The sequence below is a fragment of the Streptomyces sp. NPDC003697 genome, from assembly GCF_053587115.1.
Window position 1 is genome coordinate 42067 of sequence record NZ_JBSFNN010000004.1, and the last position, 24715, is coordinate 66781.

Consider the following 24715-nt stretch of genomic DNA (forward strand, 5'->3'; position numbering starts at 1 on the left):
GGCCTCCCTGCTCCCTTGCTTAGGGTTGCTTAGGGTTACCTAAGTTAGCACCTTCTCGGGATGAATACCTCGCCTGTACGGGCGGCGTGGGAGGACGCCGGCCGGGCCGTCATGCCGTGAGCGTGGCCAGCAGGCGCTGCAGGGAGCCTCCCAGTCCCCAGCGGGCCGCCAGCTCGTCCAGCGCGGCCGGATCGCGCGGGGTGCGCGGCAGCGCCGCGTCGACGTCCGGCAGCGGGACGTCGGTCGCCACGCGCACGACCTTCGGTGCCACTGCCAGGTACGGCCGCGCCTCGTGCAGGCGTCTGCGCTGCGACGGCGTGAGAGCCGCCTTCGGGTCGTCCACGGCCGCCATGATCCCGGCCAGGTCGCCGAACTCGGCGAGCAGCCTGGCCGCCGTCTTCTCGCCGATGCCGGGCACGCCGGGCAGCCCGTCGCTCGGGTCGCCGCGCAGCAGGGCCAGGTCCGCGTACCCGCTGCCGCCGACCCCGTACTTCTCCCGCAGGACCGCCTCGTCGGTGGCCCGCAGGGTGCCGACGCCCTTGACCGGGTACAGCACCCGCACTGCGCGGGCGTCGTCCACCAGCTGGTACAGGTCCCGGTCACCGGTGACGATGTCGACCGGGCCCCGGGCCCGCGCGGTGAAGGTGCCGATCACGTCGTCCGCCTCGTAGTCCGCGACACCCACCCGGGCGATGCCGACGGCATCGAGGACGGCCTCGATCACCGGGATCTGCGGGGACAGGGTGTCCGGCACCTCCTCCTCGTCGGGGGCGCCCGCGTGCGCCGCGGCGACGCGGTGCGCCTTGTAGGACGGGATCAGCTCCACCCGCCAGTGCGGCCGCCAGTCGGCGTCCATGCACGCCACCAGCCGGTCGGGCCGGTGGTCCCTGACCAGGCGGTCGACGAAGTCGAGCAACCCGCGCACGGCGTTCACCGGAGTGCCGTCGGGAGCCTTGACCGACTCCGGGACGCCGAAGTAGGCACGGAAGTACAGGGTCGCGGTGTCGAGGAGCATCAGTCGTCCGGTCACGCACCGCATCATGCCGCACGGCACCGACAGTGCCGCGCCGGTGACGGCGGCGGCCGGGCCGCCGGGGCGGCAGGGCGCAGGGCTGTGCGGGGGCCGGCCCGAGGTGCGCGCGAATGTGAGCCGGGTCGCATTCCAGTTTGGGTCGTGCACTTCGGGGCAGGTGGCGCTTCGGACCGAAGGTAGTTGAGATATTCAACTTTTGCTTTGTCTTTGCGTCCCGTCCCTGCCGCCGAGATGAGAAGGTACGCGTGTCATCCAGGCTTGAGGCCGAGCACCTCTTCAAGGTGTTCGGCAGACGACCCGACGAGGCAGTGCAAAGGCTCCGCCGGGGCGCCGACCGCGAGGAACTGCGTGCCGACGGCACCACCGCCGCCGTGATCGACGCCTCCTTCGCGGTCGAGCCCGGCCAGATCTTCGTCGTCATGGGCCTGTCCGGATCCGGCAAGTCCACGCTGCTGCGCATGCTCAACGGGCTCCTCGAGCCGACCGCGGGCAGCGTCCGTTTCGACGGGCAGGACCTGACCGCGCTCCCCGGCCGTGCCCTGCGCGAGGTCCGCTCGAAGAAGATCAGCATGGTCTTCCAGCACTTCGCGCTCTTCCCGCACCGCAGCGTCCGCGAGAACGCCGCATACGGCCTGGAAGTGCAGGGCGTGCCCCGCGCCGAGCGCGCACGCCGCGCCGACGAGGCGCTCGCCCTGTGCGGCCTGGCCGGCTGGGAGGAGTCCTGGCCCGACGAGCTCTCCGGCGGCATGCAGCAGCGCGTCGGCCTCGCCCGCGCGCTGGCCACCGACGCCGAACTGTTGCTGATGGACGAGTCCTTCAGCGCCCTGGACCCGCTGATCCGGCGCGACATGCAGGACCAGCTCCTGCAGCTGCAGAAGACCCTGAAGAAGACGATCGTCTTCATCACCCACGACCTCAACGAGGCCATGCGCCTGGGCGACCGCATCGCCGTCATGCGCGACGGCCGGATCGTGCAGTGCGGCAGCGCGGAGGAGATCCTGCTCCAGCCCGCCGACGACTACGTCGCCTCCTTCGTCCAGGACGTCGACCGCTCCCGCGTGCTCACCGCCGAGGCCGTCATGGACCGCGACGTGCGCGGGGACGAGGCCGACTGCGCGTGCCGGACCGCGCGGACCGACACGCCGTTCACCGAGCTGTGCGCCATCAGCGCCCGCGTGCCGCATCCCGTCGCCGTGCTCGACGAGCACCGCCGCCTCGTCGGGGTCGTCCCCCGGCAGCGGCTGATCGGCTTCCTCGGCGACGAGCAGGCCGCCCCCGACGCCTGCGACGCGCCGCGTCGCCAGGACGGCGAGAAGGCGGTGGCCCGTGCCTAGGATCCCGCTCGGCGACTGGGTCAACACCGCGGTCGACTGGCTGCTGGCCCACATGGCCTGGCTCTTCGACTTCCTCAAGGCCGTCTTCACCGGCACCTACGACGGCATCGCCGCCGTCCTGCAGGCCCCCGAGCCGCTGCTGCTCGCGGGTGTCTTCGCCGTGCTCGCCTTCTGGTTGCGTGGCACCCTCGCCGGTGTCCTCACCTTCGTGGGATTCGCCTTCGTCGACTCCCTCGGACTCTGGGACGACGCGATGGTGACCCTGGCGCTGGTCCTGGTCGCCACGATCATCGCGCTGGTGGTCTCCGTGCCGGTCGGCATCTGGGCGGCGCGCTCGGACCGGGTCAGCGGGCTCGTGCGGCCGGTCCTGGACTTCATGCAGACGCTGCCCGCGATGATCTACCTCATCCCGGCCATCCTGTTCTTCGGCACGGGCGCCTCCGCCGGCATCGTCGCCACGCTGATCTTCGCGCTCGCCCCGGGCGTGCGCATGACGGAGCTGGGCATCCGCCAGGTCGACGCGGAACTGGTCGAGGCCGCCGAGGCGTTCGGCACCACTCCCCGCAACACGCTGCTGCGCGTGCAGCTGCCGCTGGCCCTGCCCACCGTCATGGCGGGCGTCAACCAGGTCATCATGCTCGGCCTGTCCATGGCCGCGATCGCCGGCATGGTCGGCACCGGCGGTCTCGGCGGCGACGTCAACGAGGCCATCGGCCAGCTCAACGTCGGCCTCGGGTCCGAGGCCGGCGTCGCCATCGTGATCCTCGCGATCTACCTGGACCGCATGACCAGCGCCCTCGGCGCGCAGGTCTCCCCGCTCGGCCGCCGCGTCGCCGCCCGGGCGCGCGCCGCGCAGGGCTTCCGGATCCGGTCCTACCGGCCCCGACCGCAGGTCGCCGTCGTCGGTGTCGTCATCCTCGCGCTGGTCGCGGGCGGCATGGGCATCTTCGGCGGGAACGGCGGCGGCTCCGCCTCCGGGGCCGACGGCAAGGACGTCGGTGCCGGCAAGAAGATCACCATGGGGTACGTCCCCTGGGACGAGGGGGTGGCCTCCACCTTCCTGTGGAAGGAGATCCTCGAACAGCGCGGTTTCGAGGTCGACGCCCGGCAGTTCGACGCCGGACCGCTCTACACCTCCCTCGCGCAGGGCAATGTCGACTTCGGGACCGACTCGTGGTTGCCGACCACGCACGCCCAGTACTGGAAGAAGTACGGCGACCGGCTCGACGACCTCGGCTCCTGGTACGGCCCGACCTCACTGGAGCTGAGCGTCCCGTCGTACATGAAGGACGTCGACTCGCTCGCCGACCTCAAGGGCAGGAGCGCCGCCTTCGGCGGCAGGATCACCGGCATCGAGTCCAGCGCCGGTGAGACGGCCCTGCTCAAGAGCAAGGTCCTCAAGGCGTACGGCCTCGACAAGGAGTACAAGGTCGCCGACAGCTCCACGCCGGCGATGCTGGCCGAGCTGAAGCGTGCCTACAGCCGCAAGGAACCGATCGTCGTGACGCTCTGGTCGCCGCACTGGGCGTACCACGACTACGACCTGAAGAAGCTGAAGGACCCCAAGGGCGCCTGGGGCAAGGGCGACGGAGTGCACACGCTGGCCCGCAAGGGCTTCGCCGGCGACAACCCGGTCGTCGCCGACTGGCTGAAGAAGTTCCGGATGACCGAGCAGCAGCTCACCGGCCTGGAGGCCAGGATCAACGAGGCCGGCAAGGGCCGTCAGCAGGACGCCGTGCGCGCCTGGCTGAAGGACAACCCCGGGATCGTCGACAAGCTGGCCCCGGCGCCGGGCGGCTCCGGCGCGCGACCGGCGGAGGCCGGGCGCCCGCTGAACGTCGCCTGGTTCCCCTGGGACGAGGACATCGCCGTCACCCACCTGTGGAAGCGCGTCCTCGAGCGGCGCGGCTACCGGCTGAACCTGAAGCAGATGGACGTGGGCCCGGTCTACACCGGCCTGGCCTCCGGCGACATCGACGTCAACTTCGACGCCTGGCTGCCGTACGCGCAGAAGAACTACTGGGACCGGAGCAAGGACCGCATCACGGACCTGGGTACCTGGTACCGGCCGACCTCGCTGGAGATCGCCGTGCCCTCCTACGTCAAGGACGTGAGGTCCCTGGAGGACCTCAAGGGCAAGTCCGCGCTCTTCGGCGGCAGGATCATCGGCATCGAGCCGGGTACCGGCGAGATGAACCTGCTGAAGAACAAGGTCCTGCCCGGCTACGGACTGGACAAGGAGTACGAGGTCGTCGACGGCTCCACGCCGGCGATGCTGGCCGAGCTGAAGCGGGCCTACGCGCAGAAGAAGCCGGTCGCGGTCGTCCTGTGGTCACCGCACTGGGCGTACAGCGAGTACCACCTCACCAAGCTGAAGGACGGCAGGAAGCTCTTCGGCGAGGGCAACACGATCCGCACCGTCTCCAGCCGGTCGTTCCCCGGGCGGTACCCGCAGCTGACGAAGTGGATCAAGAACTTCCGGATGAGCGAGGACGAGCTCGGCAGTCTGGAGGGCGAGATCAACAAGCGTGGCCAGGGCCATGAGCAAGAGGCGGTCGACGCCTGGCTGAAGCGGCATCCGGACATGATCGGCCGGATGACCCCGCAGTAGCCCCCGCCGCGCACACCGCCCGAGGGGCGGACCCGTCCACGCCGCCCGACCGCGTGGACGGGTCCGCCCCTCGGGCCTTCGCAGGGGCCTTCCTCCCGGTCTTCGGCCCTGTTCCCAGGAGTCCCTTCCCGCCCCCCGGGCCTGCCCGGGGGGCCCGCTTTCGGCGCGGCACGGTTCCGGCCAATCACGGTGCGTCACCGACCCGGGCTCGCGTTCGGCCGTCCGGCCGACCTGATCTGCCGCTTCGCCCACGAGACGGACGACGTGCCCGGTCCGGCGCGGGGGCGGATCCACTGGCGCGAACCGACACGTCGCGCCCCGTGCGGGGGGACGGGGTTGGCACGGCCGCATGAACCGGCCCGCCGAACCTGCGTAGGGTGCAGAGAAGCGCGACCGAACGGCGCGGGCCCGCAGTGGGGCGCGCCGGAAGCCGGCCGACGAGCGAAGGAGGGAGCCGGAGCGATGGGCGACCACAAGGAGCAGCCCCTGCGCGTGGGCGCGGCCGTGCGGCGGCGGCGCCGGGCGCTGGAGCTCACCCTCGCCGTCGTGGCCGAGCGCAGCGGCCTGTCGGTGCCTTTCCTCAGCCAGATCGAGAACGACCGGGCGCGTCCCAGCACCATCTCCCTGGAGAAGGTGGCCGACGCCCTGCGGACCACCGCCGTGGAACTGCTGGCGGCCGCCGACCCGGCGTGCAGCGTCGACGTCGTGCGCGACGAGGCCGTCGAACCGGCCCTCTCGCCCGAGCCCCGGGCGCGCTCCCTGGTTCGCGGGCACCACCAGCTGCACGCCACCGAGTTCACCGGCGACCACGACGCGGGCCGCGAGTTCCAGCACCGCAACGACGAGTTGATGTACGTCGCCGACGGGGCCGTGGAGATCGAGGCCGAGGGACGCGCCTACCGGCTCGGGCGCGGCGACACGATGTACCTGACGGGTGGGGTGCGCCACCGCTGGCGGGCGACCGTGCCGGAGACCCGCGTGATCGTGGTCGCGGTGGCGGAGCACATCGAGGCGGTGCAGGACCGGTCGCGCTGATGCGGGTGGTTTCCCTGGTGCCCTCGCTCACCGAGGCGGTCGCGGTGACGCTGCCCGGCGTCCTGGCCGGCGCGACCGACTGGTGCGGTCACCCCGCGGACCTCGACGTGGTCCGCGTCGGCGGCACCAAGAACCCGAGGACCGGCACCATCGCGGCGCTCGCCCCCGACCTGGTGATCGCCAACGAGGAGGAGAACCGCGCCGCCGACCTGGACGCCCTGCGCGCGGCCGGCGCGGAGGTGCTGGTGACCGAGGTGCGCACGGTGCCGCAGGCCTTCCGGGAGCTCGCGCGGGTGCTGCGGGCGTGCGGGGCGCGGAGCACGCCGCGGTGGCTGGACCAGGCGGAGGCCGCCTGGTCGTCGCTGCCGGCGCCGGAGCCCCTTGCCACCGCCGTGGTGCCGGTCTGGCGCCGGCCGTGGATGGTGCTGGGCCGGGACACCTTCGCGGGGGACGTGCTCGCCCGCCTCGGCGTCCGCAACCTGTACGCCGGCCATGCCGAGCGCTACCCCCGCGTGCCGTTGGCGGAGCTGCGGGCGGCGGACCCGGACGTCGTCGTCCTGCCGGACGAGCCGTACCGCTTCACCGCGGACGACGGCCCGGAGGCCTTTCCCGGTGTGCCGTCCGCCCTGGTCAGCGGACGACACCTGACCTGGTACGGACCGTCGCTGGCACAAGCGCCGCGGGTACTGCGGGAGGCGCTGAGAGCGGCCCACCCGTGAGCGGGCCCCGAGGGTGCGCTTCGTCGCCGCCCCCGGGGCCAACCGCCGTCACCAGAGGATTCGTCCATGCCCGGCATAAGGTGGGCTGATGGCGAAGGCAGAGGGGAGCGGACGGGGACGGCGGGGCTCGCATGCCCCGCTGGCGCACCGGGTCCCGGACCTCGGGGCACTGGAACTGCTGCTGGCCGTGGCGCGGCTGGGCAGCCTCGGCGGGGCGGCGCGCGAACTCGGCGTCACGCAGCCGGCCGCCAGCAGCCGGATCCGGTCCATGGAACGGCAGCTCGGCGTGGCCCTGGTGGACCGCTCGCCGCGCGGTTCGCGGCTGACGGAGGCCGGGGCGCTGGTGACCGACTGGGCGCGACGGGTCGTGGAGGCCGCGGAGGCGTTCGACGCGGGGGCGCAGGCCCTGCGGGACCGGCGGGACTCGCGGCTGCGGATCGCGGCCAGCATGACGATCGCGGAGTACCTGCTGCCGGGATGGCTGATCGCACTCAGGGAACGGCGGCCGGACACGGCGGTGTCGCTGCTCGCCGGCAACTCCGCGGTGGTGGCTCAGCGGCTGCTCGCGGACGAGGCGGACCTCGGCTTCGTGGAGGGGCTGACCGTGCCCTCCGGGCTGGACTCCGCGGTGGTCGCCCGCGACCGCCTCGTCGTGGTGACGGCCCCGGGCCACCCGTGGGCCCGCCGCCGGCGCCCGCTGGCGGCCGGAGAACTGGCGGAGACTCCGCTCATCCTGCGGGAGGAGGGCTCCGGGACGCGGCAGGTCCTGGACACCGCGCTGGGCGGTCTGGCCCGCCCGCTGATCGAGCTGTCCTCGACCACGGCGGTGAAGGCCTCCGCCGTCAGCGGCGCCGGGCCGGCGGTGCTGAGCGAACTGGCGGTGGGCGAGGAGCTGTCCCTGCGGCGGCTGGTACGGATTCCCGTGCACGGCGTCACCCTGAAGCGGGACCTGCGGGCGGTCTGGCCCACGGGCCACCACCCGGCCGGTCCGGCCCGGGAACTGCTCTCCCTGACCCGCTGCCGCCCGCCCGCGGGGCCGGCGGCGAGCGCGTGAGCGGAGCGGACGGGGTCCGTGCGGCGGGACGGGGCCTGTGCGGTGGGACGGGGTCCGTGCGGCGGCGGGCGGCTCCCAGAGCGGCGGACCGGAGGAAGCCCGTATGCCGACAGCTCCGTCGGCCGTCGGAACGGAACAGCCCCGTGCGGCGGACGCATGACCTCCGCGCGTCGGCGGTACGGAGCGCGCCCCACCCCGTGCCGATGGGGCGGGCGGGATCGCCGTCAGGGGCCGCAGCGGACCGCCGTGCTCGCCGCGGCGTCCGCGGCGGCCCGCACCAGGCCCCGCATCACCCGTACGTCCTCGCCCATCTCGGGGTGCCACTGCACGCCCACGACCCAGTCGGCGGACGGCAGTTCGACGGCCTCCGCCGTGCCGTCCTCCGCGAGCGCCGACACCACCAGGCCCTCGCCGAGACGGTCGACCGCCTGGTGGTGGAAGGTCGCGACCGTCGTCCGCTCGGGTACCAGACCGGCGTAACGGGTGCCGGGGACCGGCTCGACCGGGTGCCCGCCGAAGACGCCAACCACCTCGGCGTGCCCGTCCAGGTGCTGCACGAGCGTGCCGCCGAGGGCGACGTTCAGCAGCTGCATACCCCGGCAGATGCCGAGCAGCGGCACCCGCGCGGCCAGCGCCGCTCCGATCAGGGCGAGCTCCCAGGCGTCCCGGGCCCGGGCGGGCGGCCCGGTGCGGGGGTCGGGTTCCGCGCCGTACCGGGCCGGCTCGACGTCGGGGCCGCCCGCGATCACCAGGCCGTCGAGGCGGGCGACGGTCGCCGCGGCCCGCTCGGGCGCGTCCGGCGGCAGCATCACGGCCAGTCCGCCCGCCCGCTGCACCAGCCGCGGATAGCCGGCCGGCAGCAGCGCCGACTCCAGCTCCCACGCGCCCCAGCGCGCCCCGGTCTCCAGATAGGTGCTGATGCCGATCAGCGGCCGCACGGTCACCCGTTCCTCCCGGTCTGCCATGGTCTCCTCCCGACTCCGTCTCACGTCAGAAAGCCCCGCAGCAGCGCCGCCGTTCCCGCACAGTGCTCCCGCATCGCCTTCCGCGCCCCGTCCGCGTCCCCGTCGAGCACCGCCTCGACGAGCGCGGCGTGCTGGCGCTGCGAGTGCTCCAGGTTGCGCGCCAGCAGCGGGATGCGGTCCAGCAGCTCGTTCACCCTGGCCCGGACGGCCGCGTACTGCGCCGCCAGCGTGGGCGAGCCGGCGAGCTCGGCGAGCGTGAGGTGCAGCATCGTGTCCACCCGACGGTAGTCCGGGAGCGGGGCCTCCCGCGTGCGCCGCAGCGCCTCCCGCAGCCGCGTCGCCCGCTCGCCGACCGGGCCGTCCGCCGCGCACAGGCCCGCCGCGCCGACCTCCAGCACCTCGCGGAAACGCAGCACGTCCTCGATGTCGACCTCGGCGGTCCGGCGCCGCTGCGCGTCCCCGCCGCCGGTGTCCGCGCGGGGCAGCACAAACGTTCCGCCGTAGCGTCCGCGCCGTGCCTCGACCAGCCCCTCGTCCCGCAGCACCTTCAGCACCTCGCGCAGGGTCACCCGGCTGACGCCGAGCCGCTCCGCCAGCACCCGCTCGGCGGGCAGCCGCCCACCCGGCGGAACCAGCTCCAGCCGCACGACCTGCAGGATCTGCTCCAGCGCCTCCTCGAATCCGTTGCCCGCCCGCACCGGCCGCAGCACCGGCGTGAGAGCGTCCCCGCGCCCGCCCGGCTCCGTGTGCCGCGCCATGTGGCCGCGCCCCCTTCCCCGGAAATGGTTCCCGGCCATACCTTATGGCTCCCGGCCGGCCGACGAAGCCGAAGGAGGCTCACCCGTGGCAGACCGCACACCCCCGCTCGGCGTCGAGGAGCTGCACACCCTCGTCGCGAGCGGCGAGATCGACACGGTCGTCCTGGCCTTCCCCGACATGCAGGGACGACTGCAGGGCAAGCGTTTCGCCGCGCGGTTCTTCCTGGACGAGGTGCTCGCCCACGGCACCGAGGGCTGCAACTACCTGCTCGCCGTCGACACCGAGATGAACCCCGCCGACGGGTACGCCATGTCCTCCTGGGACCGCGGCTACGGCGACTTCGCGATGCACCCGGACCTGTCCACGCTGCGCCTGGTCCCCTGGAACCCCGGCACGGCCCTGGTCGTCGCCGACCTCGCCTGGCACGACGGCTCCCCGGTGGCCGCCGCGCCCCGCCAGATCCTGCGCCGCCAGCTGGAACGGCTCGCCGCGCTCGGCCACACCGCACAGGTCGGCACCGAGCTGGAGTTCATCGTCTTCAAGGACACCTACGAGCAGGCCTGGGACGCCCACTACCGGGGTCTGACCCCGGCGAACCAGTACAACATCGACTACTCCGTCCTGGGCACCGGCCGGATAGAACCCCTGCTGCGGCGCATCCGCAACGAGATGGCCGGCGCCGGACTCACCGTCGAGTCCGCCAAGGGGGAGTGCAACCCCGGCCAGCACGAGATCGCCTTCCGCTACGACGAGGCCCTCGTCACCTGCGACCAGCACGCCGTCTACAAGACGGGCGCCAAGGAGATCGCCGCCCAGGAGGGCATGTCCCTGACCTTCATGGCCAAGTACAACGAGCGCGAGGGCAACTCCTGCCACATCCACCTCTCCCTCGCGGGCCCCGACGGCGCCGGCGTGATGGCCGGTGAGGGCCCCGACGGCATGTCCGGCCTCATGCGTCACTTCCTCGCCGGGCAGCTGGCCGCGCTGCGGGACTTCTCCCTCCTGTACGCCCCCCACATCAACTCCTACAAGCGGTTCCAGCCCGGCTCCTTCGCCCCGACCGCCGTAGCCTGGGGATTCGACAACCGCACCTGCGCCCTCCGCGTCGTCGGGCACGGCCGTTCGCTCCGCTTCGAGAACCGGCTGCCCGGCGGCGACGTCAACCCGTACCTCGCCGTGGCCGGGCTGGTGGCGGCGGGCCTGCACGGCGTCGAGCAGCGCCTGGAGCTGCCCGATCCCTGCCCGGGCAACGCCTACACCGCCGACTACGAGCACGTCCCCACCACCCTGCGTGAGGCCGCCGAGCTGTGGGAGAACAGCGCCATCGCCCGGGCCGCCTTCGGCGACGAGGTCGTCGAGCACTACCGCAACATGGCGCGCGTCGAGGTCGAGGCCTTCGACGCCGCGGTCACCGACTGGGAACTGCGCCGCTCCTTCGAACGCCTGTGAGAGGTCCCTTACTTGCGTAACCTGCCCCACGAGAACGAGCACCGGCACGAGCACGCCGACGAACCCGCACACGAGCTGCGGGTACGCAATCCGGCCACCGAGGAGGTCGTCGCCACCGTCCCCGCCGCCACCGCCGCCGACGTGGACCGGGCGGTCGTCCGGGCCGGCGCGGCCCAGACGAGGTGGGCCGCGCTCCCGCCCGGCGAACGCGCCCGCCTGCTGCGCCGGTTCGCCGTCCACGTCGACGCGCACCGGGAGGAACTCGCCCTGCTGGAGGTCCGCGAGGCCGGCCACACACTCGGCAACGCCCGCTGGGAAGCCGGAAACGTCCGCGACCTGCTCGACTACGCGGCCGGGGGAGTGGAACGCCTGACGGGCCGGCAGATCCCCGTCGCCGGCGGCCTGGACGTCACCTTCCTCGAACCCCTCGGCGTCGTCGGCGTGATCGCGCCCTGGAACTTCCCGATGCCCATCGCGGCCTGGGGCACGGCCCCGGCGCTCGCCGCGGGCAACGCCGTGATCCTCAAACCGGCCGAGACCACCCCGCTGACGGCCCTCCGCCTCGCCGAACTCGCCCTGCAGGCGGGGCTTCCCGAGCACCTCTTCCAGGTGCTCCCCGGCCGCGGCCCCGTCGCGGGCAACGCCCTGGTCGAGCACCCGGGCGTGGCGAAGATCGTCTTCACCGGCTCGACGGCCGTGGGCAGACAGGTGTGGGCGAAGGGGGCCGCCCTGCTCAAACGCGTCACCCTGGAACTCGGCGGCAAGAGCCCGAACATCGTCTTCGCCGACGCCGACCTCGAAGCCGCCGCGGCCGCCGCCCCGATGTCCTTCCTGGACAACTGCGGCCAGGACTGCTGCGCCCGCACCCGAATCCTCGTCGAGCGCACCGTCCACGACCGCTTCCTCGGCCTCCTCGCCCCCGCGGTCGAGTCCGTGATCGTCGGCGATCCGGCCGACGAGAAGACCCAGATGGGCCCGCTGATCTCCGCAGCCCAGCTCGAACGCGTCAACTCGTACGTCGACGCGGACGCCCCCGGCATCCGCGGCACGGCACCCGAGGGCTCCGGCTACTGGTACCCGCCCACCGTCCTCACCGGCGTCGACCCGCGGGCGCCCGTGGCTGTCGAGGAGGTCTTCGGCCCCGTCGCCGTCGTCCTTCCCTTCGACGACGAGGCCGACGCGGTCCGCCTGGCCAACGACACGCCCTACGGCCTGTCCGGCTCGGTCTGGACCCGGGACGTCGGCCGCGCCCTGCGCGTCGCGCAGGCCGTCCGGGCGGGCAACCTGTCCGTCAACTCCCACTCCAGCGTCCGTTACTGGACCCCGTTCGGCGGCTTCAAGCAGTCCGGTGTCGGCCGCGAGCTGGGCCCGGACGCGCTGGCCGCCTTCACCGAGACCAAGAACGTCTTCATCAGCACGGAGGGCCCCGCACAGTGACCGACGAAATGATCTGCCGCCGGCTGGCCGGCCGCACCGCCGTCATCACCGGAGCCGGCAGCGGCATCGGCCTGGCCACCGCGCGCCGCCTCGCCTCCGAGGGCGCCCACGTCGTGTGCGGCGACATCGACGAGACCCGCGGCAAGGCGGCCGCCGAGGAGGTCGGCGGGCTGTTCGTGCAGGTCGACGTCACCGATCCGGACGAGGTCGAGGCGCTGTTCAAGACGGCCTACGACACGTACGGCAGCGTCGACATCGCCTTCAACAACGCCGGCATCTCCCCGCCCGACGACGACTCGATCCTGGAGACCGACCTGGAGGCGTGGAAGCGCGTCCAGGAGGTCAACCTGACCTCCGTCTACCTGTGCTGCAAGGCCGCCCTCCCCTACATGCGGCGCCAGGGCAAGGGCTCCATCATCAACACGGCGTCCTTCGTGGCCCGGATGGGCGCGGCCACCTCGCAGATCTCCTACACCGCCTCCAAGGGCGGTGTGCTGGCCATGTCGCGTGAACTCGGCGTGCAGTTCGCCCGCGAGGGCATCCGCGTCAACGCGCTGTGTCCGGGACCGGTCAACACCCCCCTCCTGCGGGAACTGTTCGCCAAGGATCCGGAGCGGGCCGCGCGCCGGCTCGTCCACGTGCCGGTCGGCCGGTTCGCCGAGGCCGAGGAGATCGCCGCCGCGGTCGCCTTCCTCGCCAGCGACGACTCCTCCTTCGTCAACGCGACCGACTTCCTGGTGGACGGCGGGATCGCCGGGGCGTACGTCACGCCGCTGTGAGACCAGTGCCGGCGGCGTGCTCCCGGTGACCGGATCCGGCGGGACGTCCCCCGAGTCACTGGCGGAGAGCGACACGGCCGACGCGGCCGGGCAGCGCCCGTTCGGCGGGATCACCTCCCGCCGGACCGTCGCGTCCGGGCAGATGGCCGTGGCGGGTACTTCGTGCGCTGGCGCGTCGGGACGGCCGAGGGGCCCGGCGGATACGTCGAGTCGCCGGCCTTCCCGTCCGGCGCCGGCACCGGGGCGCCGGTCGTCGTACGCCTCGTCTTCGACGGGGGCCCGGACGGCCCGCCCCTGGCCGACATGGACCTGATCACCGACGGCTTCCGGTCCCTCGGGGACGCCGGCACGGGCGGGGGCGTCGGCAGCAGCATCGCGCCGCCGGGCTGAGCCGTGACGGTCGTGCCAGGCCCCGCGCACCGCGCCGGGTCCCCCGGACCGGAGGACCGGGAGCCCGCGGGACCGGGGACACGGGGTACCGCGGAGCCGAAGGCTCAGAGGAACGTCCGGCCCTCGCCCCGGTACGTCGGTACGGTCGCCGTGACCCGGTCTCCCTCCACCAGGTGCAGCACCTCGAACCGCTCGCACAGCTCACCGGCCTTGGCGTGCCGGAACCACACCTTGTCGCCGATCAGCAGGTCGTCGGCCGGCGTGCCCAGCAGCGGGGTCTGCACCTCGCCCGGGCCCTCCTGGGGGTCGTAGCGCAGCCCCTCGGGCAGGTACGGCACCGGCAGCCGGTCCGGACCGGCCGCACCGGAGGCCGGATAGCCGCCACCCAGCACCGTCACGATCCCGACCCCCGGCCGCCGTACGACGGGCTGGGCGAAGAGGGCCGCCGGACGGCCGCGGAAGGACGTGTAGTTGTCGAACAGGCGCGGCACGTACAGCCCGGAGCCGGCGGCGATCTCCGTGACCGCGTCCTCGGCGGCGGTGTGCTGGACGCTGCCCGTGCCACCGCCGTTGACGAACTCCAGATCCGGTGCGACGGCCCGGACCGCTCGCACCACCGCGGCCCGCCGCCCGGCCAGTTCCCGGCGGGCCGCCGCCTGCATCAGGCGCACGGCACGCGACCGCAGGGGCCGCCCGGCCACCGCGTCGCCGACACCGGCCACATGACCCTCGTACGCCATCAGCCCCACCAGCCGGAACCCCGGCCGCCGCGCCACCGTTCGGGCCATCTCGGCGACCTCGGCGGGAGAGTGCAGCGGGGAGCGGCGCGCGCCGACCCGCACGCGGCCCCCGAGCAGCCTCAGCGAGGTGTCCAACTCCAGGCACACCCGCACCACTTCGCGGCCGCCGCCGCGTGCGGCGTCGATGAGGTCGAGCTGCGCCGGGTCGTCGACCATCACGGTCACGGCGGCGGCCGGCTTGGGATCGCCGGCGAGTTCGGCGAAGGCGGCGCGGTCGGCCGAGGGGTAGGCGAGCAGGACGTCGTCGAATCCGGAGCGGGCCAGCCACAGGGACTCGGGGAGCGTGAACGACATCACGCCCTGGAAGCCGTCCCTGGCCAGGACGCGTTCGAGCAGGGCCCGGCAGCGTACGGACTTGCTGGCGACCCGGACCGGCTTGCCGCCGGCCCGGCGCACGAGGTCGTCGGCGTTGGCGTCGAAGGCCTCCAGGTCCACGATCGCGAGGGGGGCGTCCAGATGGGCGGTGGCCCTGTCGTAGCGGGCACGGTCGGCGGCGCGCGCAGTCATGAACGCAGCCTGCCAGAGGGGATTACCGCAGGGTAGGGGGACGTTCCGGGCAGATGCCCCGGGCTCGTGGACCGGTTCCCGGATCGGCGGCGGCAACCCGTAAAGTGACCGCACGTACGGCGGAAAGCACCCGGTCCCGCGAATGAGCGGGGATGGCGCTTCGCCCGTACGGGTATGCGTGCCCGGTGACGGACGACTTCGTGCCGGGCCGGGGGTGAGTGAGGACGGCCCGCGTACGAGGAAACGGCCCGGGCACGAGGAAACGGGGGGTGCATGAGCACGGAAGCGCGCCGCGCCCCCGTCCCGCCACGGCCGCCCACGCCTCCGGCCACGGTGCCCGCCGACGGCCGTTCCGACGGCCGGACGCAGGAGCCCGGGGAACCGGGTGCGCGCAGGCAGGCCGATGGCCCGGGCGGTGCGCGCCGGACGCCGGCGCCCGCGGGCCCGCGCCCGTCCTTCCCCGACTTCCCGGCCCCCCGCACCACCGACCCGGCGAGCCCGCCCCCGCCCCCGGCGTCGGCCCGCTTCCCCGACAACCCACCCCCGACCGGCCCGGGAACGCCCGGGCGGCGAGCTGGGGAACCGGCCCCGGTCCAGGCCTCCGGCCCCGGCGGCAAGGACACGCGGACCGGCTCCGGCGGCACCCCGGGCCGTCCTGCGGACGGGCCGCCGTCGCCGGGCGCCACGGCGCCCGCTCGGCCGGGGCAGGGGGAGGCGTTCGGCTCGGAGCGTGGGCTTTCGGCGGCCGGTTCCGGTGAGTCGCCGGGTTCCCTCCGAGGTGTGCCGCCGGTGACCGGTGCCGCGGCGTCCGGCGGGCCGGGGCAGGGGGAGGCGTTCGGCTCGGAGCGTGGGCTTTCGGCGGCCGGTTCCGGCGCGGCCCCGGGGTCCTTCCCCGGCGGCCCGCAGGCTCCGGGTGCCGGCAGCCCCGGGCGGCCGACCGGCGAACGGCCCTCGGCACGGCGTGGCGGGGAACGCGGGTCATCGCCGGGCGCAGCCGGTCCGGCCCCCGACCGTGACCGTCTCCGTGGCACGCCCGCGGGCCCCGGTGCCGGAACCGGCGGCCGGCCCACTGCGGAGGGTCCGCGGCCGTCGGCGGTACGTCGGCCGCCGGTGACCGGGCGCGGCGACGTCCCCGCCGAGGGCGCCTCGGAGACGACCCGGCGCCTGCGCCCGATCCCCGCCGAGAACCCGTCGGAGACGACCACGCGGCTGCGGCCCCTGCCCGCTCACCGGCCGCCGGGCACGGGCGCGCCGCGCCCGGCACCGCCGTCCTCCCGCCCCGGCGTCCAGTCCGACGGCGCGGCCCCGTCCGCGTGGTCCGACGCCGCGACCCGGCCGTCCCACCCGGACGCCCCGGCTTCACCCACCACGTCCAGTCCGTCCCGGTCCGACGCCCCCGCCGCACCCGCGAGCCGGCCCGGAGCCGGGCGCACCGGACCGCGTCCCGGCAGCGCGGGTGATCGGCTGGGCACACCCTCCGGCCCACCGCCCGCCCGTCCCGAGCGCGGCGCCTGGACCTCCGTACCGGACGATCCGTTCCACCCGGGTTCCGTCCGCCCTGCCCATGCCGCCACCCCGCCCCGGCCCCCGTCGCGTACGGCCTTCGCTCCCGTTTCCCCCGATCCGTCGCGCTCGTGGAGCGCTTCGGCGTCCGCCGCCGACCCCTACGCCCACCGACCCGTCGTGGGGCTCGGCGAGCCCGAGGGCTACGACGAGCGGGGACGCGGGCGCGCGCTCGGGGCACGGGTGCGCCTGCGGCCGCGGGCGGCCGCGGTGGCCGCCTGCGTCGTGCTCGGCTTCGGGCTCATCGGTGGTGCCGTCACCGGGAGCTGGCTCACCGGCGGCTCCGCCGAGGCGGACACCGCGGGCACGTTCACCGCCGCCGGCGCCCTGTGGCACAGCGTCCCCGTCGACCAGTTGTTCCCGCCCACCGTGGCGGGCCGCGGTGCCGGACCCGGCGGCGCGGACCGCACCTGGACCCGCGTCGCCGTAGCGCCGGACAGCGGCTGCAAGGACGCCTTCGACCCGCTGCTGCGCCAGGTCCTCGCCCCGGTCGGCTGTGCACGTCTGCTGCGCGCCACCTACACGGACGCCACCCAGAGCCACGTCACCACCGTCGGACTGCTCTTCACCAAGGCCGACGCCGCCGCCATGCACGCCCTCGGCGGGCGCTTCGAGAAGGAGCGGCTCGACCGGCGCGCCGACCTGATGCCCCGTACGTACCCCGCCGAGGGCACCGCCGCCGCGCACTTCGGCGCCCGGCAGCGGGCCTCCTGGACGGTCTCCGTGCTCACGGACGCCCCCGTGGTCGTCTACGCGGTGTCCGGCTGGGCCGACGGCCGCACCGTCGACGACCCGCAGCCCGCGGCGGACGCGGTACGCTCCGGCGCCACCGCGGCCCCCGCCCAGGCGGGCCTCGGGCACGAGGCGCAGGGCCTGGCCGACCGTATCGAGCGCGGCCTGCGCAAGACCGTCGGCCCGGCCACGGAGAAGCCGTCGTGAAGCCCGAAGTGACCCGCAGGACCGGGGCGCTGAGCCTGCTCGTGGCCGCCTGCCTCGCCCTCGTGCCGCCCTCCGCCGCGTACGCCGACGGCATACGCGCCCAGCAGTGGGCCCTGGACGCCCTGCACGTCCAGCAGGCGTGGCGCACCACCAGGGGCGAGGGCGTCACCGTCGCCGTCCTGGACACCGGCGTCGAGGCGGACCACCCCGACCTGGCCGGCAACGTCCTGCCCGGCAAGGACCTCATCGGCTTCGGCGCCCGGCGCGGCGACCGGGCCTGGGCCCGCCACGGCACCGCCATGGCCGGCATCATCGCCGGGCACGGGCACGGGGCGGGCCGGGCCGACGGTGTCATGGGCGTGGCTCCGGGCGCGAAGATCCTGCCCGTGCGGGTCATCCTCGAGGACGGCGACTCCGCCCGAGCCCAGGCCCGCAGCACCCGCGGCAGCGCCCTCGCCGACGGCATCCGCTGGGCCGCCGACCACGGCGCCGACGTCATCAACCTCTCCCTCGGCGACGACTCCGCCTCCGCGCACCCGGAACCGGCGGAGGACGAGGCCGTCCAGTACGCACTGAAGAAGGGCGCCGTCGTGGTCGCCTCGGCCGGGAACGGCGGCGAGAAGGGCGACCACGTCTCCTACCCGGCCGCCTACCCCGGCGTGATCGCCGCGACCGCCGTCGACCGCTACGGAACCCGCGCGTCCTTCTCCACCCGCCGCTGGTACGCCACCGTCAGCGCACCCGGCGTCGACGTGGTGATCGCCGACCCGGACCACAAGTACTACGAGGGCTGGGGCACGAGCGCGGCCTCCGCGTTCGTCTCCGGGGCCGTCGCGCTCGTCAAGGCGGCGCACCCCGGCCTGACGCCCGCGCAGATCAAGAAGCTCTTGGAGGACACGGCCCGCGGGGCGCCGTCCGACGGCCGCGACGACTCCCGCGGCTTCGGCTTCGTCGACCCGGCCGCCGCGATCTCGGCCGCGGCCCGCCTCAAGCCGGGCGGCCTGCACGCGGCGGCGTACGGCGACGAGTACTTCGGGGCCGGCCCCGACCCCGCCGACGACGACCAGGGCGCCTCGCACTGGGCGGGCGCCCTCGCGGGCGGCGCGGGGGGAGTGCTCCTCGTCACGGCGGTGGTCCTGTGGCGCGGCCGCCGCACGTCCCCCGAGGGCCACTGACCCGGCCCTCCGCTCGGGCCGGGCCCCACAGGTCCCGCCTTCCCATGGGTCCGGCCGCCGCACGCCGCGCAGGCCGGCCCCCGCAGGTTCTGTCTTCGCACGGGTCCCGCCTTCGCGGAGCCCAGCCCTGCAGAGTCCGGCCCCTTCAGGCGCCGGCGGCCTTCGCAGGTCCCGGCCCTCGCAGGACCTAGCCTTCGCCGACCGCCGGCCGCGGTCCGGTCAGCCGGTCGGCGAGGCCGTCGCGGGCGGCGTCGCCGCGTCCCCGGCGCAGGCCTGCACCGCGGCCCGTGCCGCCGCCTCGACCAGCACGATCCCCTGCTCCTTCGTCGGGTTGCCGTTCGACAGGACGGCCGGCAGGTGGTCCTCGTCGCCCGCCGTCACGCGCCCGACGCTAGTGAGGACCCACAGCCCGTCGTGCCGCGCGGCGGACAGCCGTTCTTCAGCGCCCACGCCGAGTCGTCGGCCGCGGCCGACACACCCCGGTCCCGGCCCTCGGCGATGCGCTCCGTCGACTCCCGGAGACACCTCCTTAGGACGCCGCGGACGACGCCGCCGCCGACGATACGGCGAGCGCGCCGGGGCGCCCCCGGCGGCCGGGGCGGCCGCTGAAGTGGCCCCGGCCCGGCGCGGCCGGTTGGCCCGGATAGGGTCGGGACCGTGGCGAAGAAGAACATTCCCGACTCCGGCTTCTCCGACGACGACGGCTCCGCCGACCCCCGGCTGAGCGCCGCACTCGCCGCCTGGGCCGAGGACCGCACAGCCGTCGAGCCGGTCCTGCGGGCACTCAAGGGCACCCGGCTGCTCGTCCCCGTGGTGGCCGTGCTCGGCGAGGTCGAGGAGGACGCCGGCGGGCTGCGGCGCGAGAAGACCAGCGACATGGCCGTGCCCACGCTGAAGGCGGGCGACCGCACCGCGCTGCCCGCCTTCACCTCGACCGGCTCCCTGGCGCGCTGGGACCCGGCGGCCCGCCCCGTGGCCGTCCCTCTGCACCAGGCCCTGGAGGCCGCCGCGCACGAGAAGGCGGACACGGTGGTGCTGGACGTGGCCGGTCCGGTGCCGTTCGAGCTGACGGGACCCGCGCTGCTCGCGCTCGCCGAGGGCCGTACGTCGGCCGACCCGCTCGCCGACCCGGCGGTACTGGAGGCCGTACGGGACGCCCTGGCCGCAGAGCCTTCCGTGGTCCGGGCCCACCTCGGGCCGGGTCGGGCCGACGGCATCCTCGCCCTCGTCCTCGACGCGTCCGCCGCCCCGGCCGAGGCGGCGCGTGCCGTCGCCGAGCGCCTCGCCGCCAGCGACACACTGAGGGCCCGCCTGGTGCGGGGTCTCGACCTGGCACTACTGCCGGCCGGGACCACGCCTCCGGGCGAGCCCCTGTACGTACGCGGATGACCTGGGCGCGCGGGCGCGCGGGCGGGACTCGTCGCTCCCCGCCCGCAAGGGCCGGTGGCGTCAGCCGTACACCGGCCCCGTGTACTTCTCGCCCGGTCCCTGGCCCGGCTCGTCGGGGACGACCGACGCCTCGCGGAACGCCAGCTGCAGCGACTTCAGGCCGTCGCGCAGCGGGGCGGCGTGGAAGGAGCTGATCTCCGTCGTGCTCGCGTCCAGCAGACCGGCGAGGGCCGTGATCAGCTTGCGGGCCTCGTCCAGGTCCTTGTGGTCGTCGCCCTCCCCTTCCTGGGGGGCCAGACCGAGCTTCACGGCGGCGGCGCTCATCAGGTTGACGGCGACCGTCACGATCACCTCGACCGCCGGTACCTCCGCGATGTCGCGGGTCATGGCGTCGAAGTCGGGGGTCTCGGCGGCGTCCGAGGCGGTCTCGGGGCGGTCGGAGGCGGGAGTGTCACTCATGCCCTCACCATAGGTGCAGCCCGGCCGCCGCCCCGCCGCGGGAGTGCCCCGCACGCGGATTCGCACCACCCCCGGCGAGCTGCTAACCTTGAGTGACGACCGGCCGGACGCGCATGTCTCGGACATACGGGCCCGGCCCACAAGTGGAGGCTTCGAGCTCCCACCCGACCGCCCCCCGGGGCGGCGGGTCACCGGTCAGGCGGCTCCGCCCCAGCGGCGGTCCGCCCGATAGCACGCCCCCGCGGTCACCGCGGCGGTTGTTCCGGTAGTTCGAGGAGCTCCGCCTGTGATCGTCCGGGGCATTTTTCGTGTCTCGGCGCGGTTAGGTCTAATGACTACAGACGTTACGCGGCTGTCCGCCAGACCGTCGCGTGGTGCTACCGAGGAGGATCCATCAGCGCCGAGCCCCGCATCAACGACCGGATTCGCGTTCCCGAGGTGCGACTTGTCGGTCCCAGTGGCGAGCAGGTGGGCATCGTCCCCCTGGCCAAGGCACTGGAGCTTGCGCAGGAGTACGACCTGGACCTGGTCGAGGTCGCGGCGAACGCCCGTCCGCCCGTGTGCAAGCTCATGGACTACGGGAAGTTCAAGTACGAGTCGGCCATGAAGGCCCGTGAGGCGCGCAAGAACCAGGCGCACACGGTCATCAAGGAGATGAAGCTCCGGCCGAAGATCGACCCGCACGACTACGACACCAAGAAGGGTCATGTCGTCCGGTTCCTCAAGCAGGGCGACAAGGTCAAGATCACGATCATGTTCCGCGGTCGCGAGCAGTCCAGGCCCGAGCTGGGCTACCGGCTGCTGCAGCGCCTCGCGGAGGACGTCCAGGACCTCGGTTTCGTGGAGTCGAACCCGAAGCAGGACGGTCGCAACATGATCATGGTTCTCGGTCCGCACAAGAAGAAGACCGAGGCGATGGCCGAGGCCCGTCAGGCGCAGGAGGCACGCAAGGCGGACGCGAAGGCCAACCCCGGCCGCTCGCAGAACCCTGCAGATGGCGGTGCCGACACCGACGCCGACACCGACACCGAGGCTCCGGCCGAGGCCTGATCCCGGGGCTCCACGGCCCCGGGACACCGGACGGACCGGACGTCCGGGCCCTTCGGGAACGACAAGACGTCCGGAGACGTCCGGACCACCACCGGGGACGCCAGTCCCAGGATGTAACCGACACAAGAGCGACGCTCCCACCACCGTGCCCGGTTTTGCGACCGGGCACGGGAGCGCCACCGACGAGGAGAGAACGGCGCCATGCCGAAGAACAAGACGCACAGCGGTGCCAGCAAGCGCTTCAAGATCACCGGCTCCGGCAAGGTGCTCCGTGAGCGCGCCGGCAAGCGCCACCTGCTCGAGCACAAGTCGTCCCGTCTGACGCGTCGCCTCACCGGCAAGGCCGTGCTGGCCCCGGGCGATGCCAAGAAGGTCAAGAAGCTTCTCGGCAAGTGACGTTCCGGCGCCGAGGCGCCGTACGTCTGGACCGGGACCCAATCGTTTCCGGGCCGTGTGACGACACCCACGGCCCCGCTACAAGGAGTTAACAAGTGGCACGCGTCAAGCGGGCAGTCAACGCCCACAAGAAGCGCCGGGCGATCCTCGAGCAGGCCTCCGGCTACCGCGGTCAGCGTTCGCGCCTGTACCGCAAGGCCAAGGAGCAGGTCACCCACTCGCTGGTCTACAACTACAACGACCGCAAGAAGCGCAAGGGCGACTTCCGTCAGCTGTGGATCCAGCGCATCAACGCCGCTGCCCGCGCCAACGGCATCACCTACAACCGCTTCATCCAGGGTCTGAAGGCCGCGAACGTCGAGGTCGACCGCAAGATCCTGGCGGAGCTGGCCGTCAACGACGCCGGTGCGTTCGCCGCGCTGGTCGAGGTCGCCCAGAAGGCACTCCCGGCGGACGTCAACGCCCCGAAGGCTGCGTGACGCCGCGCCGGCTCTCCGCCGACGCGACTGTCCGGACCCGCAGGCCATGACGGCCTGCGGGTCCTGCTGTGTCCGCGCGCGGCCCGTCACGCGCCCCGCGCCGCTCAGTCCGGTCCGGCGCCCCCACCGCCTGGACGGCGTGGGGGACCCCCGCATCCGCCGCCGTGGCCGATCGCCTGCGGCGGGAACCGAGTTCCCGAAGGTGAAGAGCATGCCCCCCGCCACACCCGAGCTGATCTCCCCCCGCTCGCCCCGCGTCAGCGCCGCCCGCCGGCTCGCCAAACGGAACTTCCGGGGCAAGGAGCGGCTGTTCCTCGCGGAGGGCCCGCAGGCCGTGCGGGAGGCGGCGGCGCACCGGGACGGCGGCACCGCCACGCTCGTCGAGCTGTTCGCCACGGTGGAGGCCGCCGAGAGGTACGCCGACATCGTCGGGGAGGCACGGGCCGCCGGCGCCCGCGTGCACCTCGCCGCCGAGCAGGTCATCGCCGATATCTCCACCACCGTCACCCCGCAGGGCCTGGTCGGGGTCTGCCGCTTCCTCGACACCCCGTTCACGCGGATCCTCGCCGCGCGTCCCCGCCTGGTCGCCGTCCTCGCGCACGTGCGCGACCCGGGGAACGCCGGCACCGTCCTGCGCTGCGCCGACGCCGCCGGTGCCGAGGCGGTCGTCCTCACCGACGCCTCCGTGGACCTGTACAACCCCAAGGCCGTCCGCGCCTCCGTCGGTTCCCTCTTCCACCTGCCCGTCGCCGTCGGCGTCCCCGTGGAGCAGGCGATCGGCGCCCTGAAGGACGCCGGCGTCCGGGTCCTCGCCGCCGACGGCGCCGGCCCGCACGACCTCGACGACGAGCTCGACAAGGGCACCATGGGCGGCCCCACCGCCTGGGTGTTCGGCAACGAGGCGTGGGGGCTGCCGGAGGAGACCCGCACCCTCGCCGACGCCGTCGTCCGGGTTCCGATCCACGGGAAGGCCGAGAGTCTGAACCTCGCGACCGCCGCCGCCGTATGTCTCTACGCGTCGGCCCGTGCACAGCGCGCCTCCGGAGGGTGCCGCTGCGTCACCGAGAGCTAGTAGGGTGGCCGGCTGGGGGGCCTTTCCCCTGGCTCCCGCTCTGCTCGGGCGGAAAGGCGCCCCGGCACACCGTGGGAAGGGTGGGGTACGGGGATGAGCGTGGGCACGAGCGGCGCACCGGGAACGCGGGACGCGCGCCGGCCACCCACGCCCCGGCACGGAGATCCCGCCGCGCTCGGCGTCGACCCCGACGACCTGCCCGACGGCCTGGTGATCGCCGACGAGGACGGGCGCGTCGTCTGCTTCAACGCGTCCGCCGCCCGCATCACCGCGATCCCCGCCGGGGAAGCCCTCGGACAGCCGCTCGACAAGGCCCTGCCCCTGGAGGACCTCGAGGGCCGGCGCTGGTGGCAGCTGACCGACCCCTACGGCGGGCTCGCGATCCGCGTGGGCCAGCCCGAGCGCAACCTGCTGCTGCACGGCGGGCGCGAGGTGCTCGTCTCCGCGCGCTACGTGCGCGACCACCCCACCGGCCCGGTCCGCCGCGTCGTCGTCTGCCTCCGGGACACCGAGGCCCGCCGCCGCACCGAACGCAGCCACGCCGAGCTGATCGCCACCGTGGCGCACGAACTGCGCTCGCCGCTCACCTCCGTCAAGGGCTTCACCGCCACCCTGCTCGCCAAGTGGAACCGCTTCACCGACGACCAGAAGCGCCTGATGCTGGAGACCGTCGACGCCGACGCCGACCGCGTCACCCGGCTCATCGCCGAACTGCTCGACATATCCCGCATCGACTCCGGCCGCCTCGAGGTGCGCCGCCAGCCGGTCGACATCGGCGCGGCCGTCGGCCGGCACATCCAGGCCTACGTCGCCGCCGGACAGCCCGCCGACCGCTTCCTGCTGCGCATCGACCAGCCCCTGCCGGCGCTGTGGGCCGACCCGGACAAGATCGACCAGGTGCTCGGCAACCTCATCGAAAACGCCGTGCGCCACGGCGAGGGAACCGTCACCATTGAGGTCATGGCCTCGGCGTCCCCGCGTGACGGGGAGCACGCCGAGAGCACGACCACAGCCACGTCGGTCACGGTGAGCGACGAGGGCACCGGCATCCCGGAGGAGTGCATGAACCGCGTCTTCACCCGCTTCTGGCGGGGCAGCAAACGTGGCGGCACGGGCCTCGGGCTGTACATCGTCAAGGGCATCGTGGAGGCCCACGGCGGCACCATCACGGTCGGCCGGGCCCCCGGCGGGGGCGCCGAGTTCCGATTTACCCTGCCCGTGGGAACCCCGGCGCATCTGCTGTAGCCGCCGGCCCGAGGACCCACGGGCGCGTTCGCTTTCTCCCCACCCCGTTAGACTCGGCCTTTGGCACCCTTGCGTC

At 74.0% G+C, this 24715-nt stretch carries 23 protein-coding genes; 17 read left to right on the forward strand and 6 right to left on the reverse strand.

What is annotated here, in order from left to right; translation table 11 throughout:
• Positions 1–109: 109 nt before the first annotated feature.
• Complete coding sequence (locus ACWDNY_RS02515) at positions 110–1039, reverse strand: 5'-3' exonuclease (protein ID WP_451643939.1); 930 nt, start codon at positions 1037–1039, stop codon at positions 110–112.
• Between the two features lie 239 nt (positions 1040–1278).
• Between ACWDNY_RS02515 and ACWDNY_RS02520 the strand changes: the two genes are divergently transcribed.
• From ACWDNY_RS02520 to ACWDNY_RS02540, 5 genes are all read left to right on the forward strand, one after another.
• Positions 1279–2367 carry a quaternary amine ABC transporter ATP-binding protein gene (locus ACWDNY_RS02520; protein WP_451643851.1) on the forward strand — a complete coding sequence of 363 codons (1089 nt, stop codon included), beginning with the start codon at positions 1279–1281 and terminating at the stop codon, positions 2365–2367.
• Positions 2360–4978 (forward strand): ABC transporter permease/substrate binding protein, encoded by a 2619-nt coding sequence (locus ACWDNY_RS02525; protein WP_451643852.1) that lies wholly within the window; start codon positions 2360–2362, stop codon positions 4976–4978. Before ACWDNY_RS02520 ends, ACWDNY_RS02525 begins: the two co-directional genes overlap by 8 nt.
• Before the next feature lie 462 nt (positions 4979–5440).
• Entirely contained in the window at positions 5441–6013 is a 573-nt protein-coding gene (locus tag ACWDNY_RS02530) for a helix-turn-helix domain-containing protein (protein WP_451643853.1), read from the forward strand.
• Positions 6013–6732 carry a helical backbone metal receptor gene (locus ACWDNY_RS02535; RefSeq protein WP_451643854.1) on the forward strand — a complete coding sequence of 240 codons (720 nt, stop codon included), beginning with the start codon at positions 6013–6015 and terminating at the stop codon, positions 6730–6732. The genes ACWDNY_RS02530 and ACWDNY_RS02535 overlap by 1 nt, the downstream gene beginning before the upstream one ends.
• Before the next feature lie 88 nt (positions 6733–6820).
• Complete coding sequence (locus tag ACWDNY_RS02540) at positions 6821–7786, forward strand: LysR family transcriptional regulator (protein WP_451643855.1); 966 nt, start codon at positions 6821–6823, stop codon at positions 7784–7786.
• A gap of 224 nt (positions 7787–8010) precedes the next feature.
• On the opposite strand, the gene ACWDNY_RS02545 is transcribed toward ACWDNY_RS02540, so the two are convergent.
• Complete coding sequence (locus tag ACWDNY_RS02545; RefSeq protein WP_451643941.1) at positions 8011–8730, reverse strand: gamma-glutamyl-gamma-aminobutyrate hydrolase family protein; 720 nt, start codon at positions 8728–8730, stop codon at positions 8011–8013.
• A 41-nt stretch (positions 8731–8771) separates the two neighbouring features.
• On the reverse strand, positions 8772–9509 hold the full coding sequence (locus ACWDNY_RS02550; protein ID WP_451643856.1) for a FadR/GntR family transcriptional regulator: 738 nt from the start codon (positions 9507–9509) through the stop codon (positions 8772–8774).
• An 85-nt stretch (positions 9510–9594) separates the two neighbouring features.
• Here ACWDNY_RS02550 and ACWDNY_RS02555 point away from each other — a divergent pair, with 85 nt between their 5' ends.
• The 4 genes from ACWDNY_RS02555 to ACWDNY_RS02570 all read left to right on the forward strand — a co-directional run bounded on the left by ACWDNY_RS02555 (position 9595) and on the right by ACWDNY_RS02570 (position 13565).
• Positions 9595–10959 (forward strand): glutamine synthetase family protein, encoded by a 1365-nt coding sequence (locus ACWDNY_RS02555; RefSeq protein WP_451643857.1) that lies wholly within the window; start codon positions 9595–9597, stop codon positions 10957–10959.
• 21 nt (positions 10960–10980) lie between these two features.
• Positions 10981–12396, forward strand: a complete 1416-nt coding sequence (locus tag ACWDNY_RS02560) for an aldehyde dehydrogenase family protein (RefSeq protein WP_451643942.1) — start codon at positions 10981–10983, stop codon at positions 12394–12396.
• 8 nt (positions 12397–12404) lie between these two features.
• Positions 12405–13175, forward strand: coding sequence for a 3-oxoacyl-ACP reductase (locus ACWDNY_RS02565; protein WP_451643943.1), 771 nt, complete (start codon positions 12405–12407; stop codon positions 13173–13175).
• Between the two features lie 162 nt (positions 13176–13337).
• Entirely contained in the window at positions 13338–13565 is a 228-nt protein-coding gene (locus ACWDNY_RS02570; protein ID WP_451643858.1) for a hypothetical protein, read from the forward strand.
• A gap of 104 nt (positions 13566–13669) precedes the next feature.
• On the opposite strand, the gene ACWDNY_RS02575 is transcribed toward ACWDNY_RS02570, so the two are convergent.
• Positions 13670–14872: an amino acid deaminase/aldolase gene (locus ACWDNY_RS02575; protein ID WP_451643859.1), complete on the reverse strand. Its 1203-nt coding sequence runs from the start codon at positions 14870–14872 to the stop codon at positions 13670–13672.
• Positions 14873–16555: 1683 nt separating this feature from the next.
• Between ACWDNY_RS02575 and ACWDNY_RS02580 the strand changes: the two genes are divergently transcribed.
• Together ACWDNY_RS02580 and mycP are read left to right on the forward strand one after the other, a co-directional pair.
• Positions 16556–17374 (forward strand): hypothetical protein, encoded by an 819-nt coding sequence (locus tag ACWDNY_RS02580; RefSeq protein ID WP_451643860.1) that lies wholly within the window; start codon positions 16556–16558, stop codon positions 17372–17374.
• Positions 17371–18549: a type VII secretion-associated serine protease mycosin gene (mycP, locus tag ACWDNY_RS02585; RefSeq protein WP_451643861.1), complete on the forward strand. Its 1179-nt coding sequence runs from the start codon at positions 17371–17373 to the stop codon at positions 18547–18549. The genes ACWDNY_RS02580 and mycP overlap by 4 nt, the downstream gene beginning before the upstream one ends.
• Before the next feature lie 219 nt (positions 18550–18768).
• Here mycP and ACWDNY_RS02590 read toward each other — a convergent pair whose 3' ends face one another.
• Positions 18769–18999: a hypothetical protein gene (locus ACWDNY_RS02590; RefSeq protein WP_451643862.1), complete on the reverse strand. Its 231-nt coding sequence runs from the start codon at positions 18997–18999 to the stop codon at positions 18769–18771.
• 207 nt (positions 19000–19206) lie between these two features.
• Here ACWDNY_RS02590 and ACWDNY_RS02595 point away from each other — a divergent pair, with 207 nt between their 5' ends.
• Positions 19207–19938: an SseB family protein gene (locus ACWDNY_RS02595; protein WP_451643863.1), complete on the forward strand. Its 732-nt coding sequence runs from the start codon at positions 19207–19209 to the stop codon at positions 19936–19938.
• Positions 19939–19998: 60 nt separating this feature from the next.
• Here the strand turns inward: ACWDNY_RS02595 and ACWDNY_RS02600 are convergent, their stop codons facing one another.
• Positions 19999–20397, reverse strand: coding sequence for a DUF1844 domain-containing protein (locus ACWDNY_RS02600; protein WP_451643864.1), 399 nt, complete (start codon positions 20395–20397; stop codon positions 19999–20001).
• Between the two features lie 393 nt (positions 20398–20790).
• On the opposite strand from ACWDNY_RS02600, the gene infC reads away from it, so the two are divergent.
• From infC to ACWDNY_RS02625, 5 genes are all read left to right on the forward strand, one after another.
• Entirely contained in the window at positions 20791–21447 is a 657-nt protein-coding gene (gene infC / locus ACWDNY_RS02605) for a translation initiation factor IF-3 (protein ID WP_451643944.1), read from the forward strand.
• 201 nt (positions 21448–21648) lie between these two features.
• Positions 21649–21843, forward strand: coding sequence for a 50S ribosomal protein L35 (gene rpmI, locus ACWDNY_RS02610; protein WP_451643865.1), 195 nt, complete (start codon positions 21649–21651; stop codon positions 21841–21843).
• A gap of 95 nt (positions 21844–21938) precedes the next feature.
• Complete coding sequence (rplT, locus tag ACWDNY_RS02615; RefSeq protein ID WP_055492778.1) at positions 21939–22322, forward strand: 50S ribosomal protein L20; 384 nt, start codon at positions 21939–21941, stop codon at positions 22320–22322.
• 211 nt (positions 22323–22533) lie between these two features.
• Positions 22534–23394 carry a TrmH family RNA methyltransferase gene (locus ACWDNY_RS02620; RefSeq protein WP_451643866.1) on the forward strand — a complete coding sequence of 287 codons (861 nt, stop codon included), beginning with the start codon at positions 22534–22536 and terminating at the stop codon, positions 23392–23394.
• A 93-nt stretch (positions 23395–23487) separates the two neighbouring features.
• Positions 23488–24639, forward strand: a complete 1152-nt coding sequence (locus ACWDNY_RS02625) for an ATP-binding protein (protein ID WP_451643867.1) — start codon at positions 23488–23490, stop codon at positions 24637–24639.
• The last annotated feature ends 76 nt before the right edge of the window (positions 24640–24715 follow it).

What these genes read in the sequence shown, in the direction of transcription:
- ACWDNY_RS02515 (WP_451643939.1), bottom strand. Translation starts at nt 1,039, where the DNA reads ATGCGGTGCGTGACCGGACGACTGATGCTCCTCGACACCGCGACCCTG.
- ACWDNY_RS02530 (WP_451643853.1), top strand. Translation starts at nt 5,441, where the DNA reads ATGGGCGACCACAAGGAGCAGCCCCTGCGCGTGGGCGCGGCCGTGCGG.
- ACWDNY_RS02535 (WP_451643854.1), top strand. Translation starts at nt 6,013, where the DNA reads ATGCGGGTGGTTTCCCTGGTGCCCTCGCTCACCGAGGCGGTCGCGGTG.
- ACWDNY_RS02540 (WP_451643855.1), top strand. Translation starts at nt 6,821, where the DNA reads ATGGCGAAGGCAGAGGGGAGCGGACGGGGACGGCGGGGCTCGCATGCC.
- ACWDNY_RS02550 (WP_451643856.1), bottom strand. Translation starts at nt 9,509, where the DNA reads ATGGCGCGGCACACGGAGCCGGGCGGGCGCGGGGACGCTCTCACGCCG.
- ACWDNY_RS02565 (WP_451643943.1), top strand. Translation starts at nt 12,405, where the DNA reads ATGATCTGCCGCCGGCTGGCCGGCCGCACCGCCGTCATCACCGGAGCC.
- ACWDNY_RS02575 (WP_451643859.1), bottom strand. Translation starts at nt 14,872, where the DNA reads ATGACTGCGCGCGCCGCCGACCGTGCCCGCTACGACAGGGCCACCGCC.
- ACWDNY_RS02600 (WP_451643864.1), bottom strand. Translation starts at nt 20,397, where the DNA reads ATGAGTGACACTCCCGCCTCCGACCGCCCCGAGACCGCCTCGGACGCC.
- rpmI (WP_451643865.1), top strand. Translation starts at nt 21,649, where the DNA reads ATGCCGAAGAACAAGACGCACAGCGGTGCCAGCAAGCGCTTCAAGATC.
- ACWDNY_RS02620 (WP_451643866.1), top strand. Translation starts at nt 22,534, where the DNA reads ATGCCCCCCGCCACACCCGAGCTGATCTCCCCCCGCTCGCCCCGCGTC.
- ACWDNY_RS02625 (WP_451643867.1), top strand. Translation starts at nt 23,488, where the DNA reads ATGAGCGTGGGCACGAGCGGCGCACCGGGAACGCGGGACGCGCGCCGG.